This is a genomic window from Streptomyces cinereospinus (assembly GCF_042430725.1).
In the GTDB taxonomy this organism is placed as follows: Bacteria; Actinomycetota; Actinomycetes; order Streptomycetales; family Streptomycetaceae; genus Streptomyces; species Streptomyces cinereospinus.
Map to the genome: position 1 here is coordinate 1 of NZ_JBHMCY010000162.1, position 1,884 is coordinate 1,884.

Annotated in this window: 1 protein-coding gene; it reads right to left on the reverse strand. The window is 66.3% G+C overall.

The window, feature by feature from the left end; all coding sequences use genetic code 11:
• Positions 1–137 precede the first annotated feature (137 nt).
• A complete protein-coding gene (locus tag ACFF45_RS35270; protein ID WP_381351122.1) occupies positions 138–992 on the reverse strand; it encodes an SDR family oxidoreductase in 855 nt (284 codons plus the stop codon).
• Between the last annotated feature and the right edge of the window lie 892 nt (positions 993–1,884).

Genomic DNA, 1,884 nt, shown 5'->3' on the forward strand with positions numbered 1-1,884 from the left:
CGGCCCTGGATGATGGACAGGTCGGCGTCGGCGTCGTAGAACAGCTCGGCCACTTCGGGTCTCTCCTCGGAGTGCAGATGGTGCGTCCCACCGCAAGCCGGTGGGGGGTGAAGCCATTAAGGGTGAAGCCGTGGACGTCAGAGAGCTTCGAGCTCTCGCTCGACGAATTGCGCGAAGCTTGTGGGCTGTCGCCCGAGCAGCCACGTGAGCACGTTGGGATTTCCGACGAAATCGTGGCTGCTGTAGCGCTTGCTTATCGCTCGCACCGCCTCGGTGTGATACGGGAAGCGGATCTCATGGTCCGCGCCATGGGATGCCGCCGTGAACTGGTCGGCGTCGATGCGCTTGGCAGGCACCTTGCGACCGAGCACCTCGGAGACGACCTCCGCGATGTCGTATGCCGTGTAGCGCCCGGGCGCGACCAGCTCGTAGGTGGCTCCCGCGTGGCGATCGCTGTCAGCGAGAACCGCGGCGGCCACCTCGGCCACGTCAGCCAGATCGACCATCGACTGGCGACGGTCGAGCGCCCACGAGAGGAGGAAAACGCCTTGCTCCAGAACAGGCTTGAGCCGGTGACGCAGCATGTAGTTGGCGGGCTGGAGGATGGTGAACTCCAGTCCGGAGGAGAGCAGATGTTCCTCGACATCTCGCTTGACTTCGTGCTGCGTGAGATCCGTGAGGATCGCATGCAGCACCGAACTGAAGACGAAGTGCCGCACGCCCGATTCGCGTGCGGCGTCGATGGCCGCCAATCCCATGTCTCGTTCCTTGGGATGGAGAGTCGGCCCGACGTAATAGACCTTGTCCACCCCGTGCATGGCACGCGCCATCACCCGGGGGTCGGCCAGGTCGCCGACCAGGACATCGGTCACACCAGCGGAACGAAGAGACCGCGCCGACTCCTCGGAGCGAACGCAAGCGCGGAGAACGTGCCCCGCGGCCAGGAGTCGCGGGATCAGGAACTTGCCTTGGTTGCCGTTGGCAGCGGTCACCAATATCACGAAACCATCCCCTTGCACACGTTCACAGCGCCGGGCACCCCCGACCTCCACTCGCCACCTGCGGCGACGGCATGGCGCCGACGGCGGGGCACAGACGTGGGCATCATCATCAGATAGCCACCCCGAAAGTGTCAACACTTTCCGACTCTCAGAGGCGGGAACGTGCACTTACCCCCTGATCCGCCCGTAAAATGTCGACAGAGGGGCGTCGGTCCGCTATCCCCTCGCGTCGCGACAACGACGCAGAGGCCACCTCCATGGGGAAACAGCGGGTCCCCGGCGCCGCCGGGCACATCGGGCCCGGACGCCCCGGCCGCCGGGCCTGGCGTGCGACGCGAGCCACTCGCACCGAAGGCGTCCGAGAACTCGTACACCGGCTGCGGGCGGTCGCGCACGGTCACCAGGCCCGGCGCCCGGGGCCTGCCCGAGAATGCCCGCAGCCCGCCGGCCGCACCTCCCGAGGACGAGAGGCTTTTCGGACTCCCTCAAAAAATGTTGACATCTCGTTGTTTAAACTCAAGACGAAAGGTCAGGCCGTCACGCTTGGAGGCTGCTCCGGGAGGGCATGCCGTAGGCGGCGCCACCCTTCCCTGCCTCGGAATGTCAGCAGGCCGGAAAGCCGGCTTCGGCTACGGTGGTGCCGGCAACTGGTACAAGCGGCTCAGAGGACCACCTGGACGCCACACGGAGACGCCTGAGAGGCCCGTAGACGATGACAGCAGGATCAGCCGAAGCAGCGAACACGCTCGCTCACCCCGACGACGTGAGCAAGGCTCACCCCGACGAGGTGAGCAGGGCGCATCATGCACTGCGGCGCGCGATCATGCGCGGCGACCTGCGGGCCGGCGACCCGCTGTCGCAGGTCGAGCTGGCCCGGCACCTG